Here is a 234-nt window from a genome sequence, read left to right as displayed (position 1 = left end):
AAACTCGAGTTGTACCAGTCCGCGCTCTCCGGCACGTCGGTCTGCTCGCCCCAGGTCTGCGGCGAGGAGGGCGGAAGGTCGCAGTACCAGTCGTAGAACGACATGCAGGTCCCGCCGAGCAACGAGAGGTAGCGCGTGCCGGCGGCATAGGAGACCATCGACATCGCCGGGATCGGGGAGAAGCCGGCGATCCGGTCCGGGCCGTAGCGCTTGATGGTGTGGGCGTTGGATGCG

The 234-nt window shown here is 66.7% G+C and carries 1 protein-coding gene; it reads right to left on the bottom strand.

The annotated features are described in order from the left end of the window. Nucleotides 1–234: molybdopterin-dependent oxidoreductase (locus R0J92_RS26845; RefSeq protein ID WP_411053927.1), on the bottom strand; the 234-nt coding region annotated here is incomplete at both ends.

The sequence above is a fragment of the Tritonibacter sp. SIMBA_163 genome (assembly GCF_046535935.1).
Classification (GTDB): Bacteria; Pseudomonadota; Alphaproteobacteria; order Rhodobacterales; family Rhodobacteraceae; genus Epibacterium; species Epibacterium scottomollicae.
The sequence above is the reverse complement of the archived record's forward strand: the minus strand, read 5'-3'. Positions and strand labels throughout refer to the sequence as shown.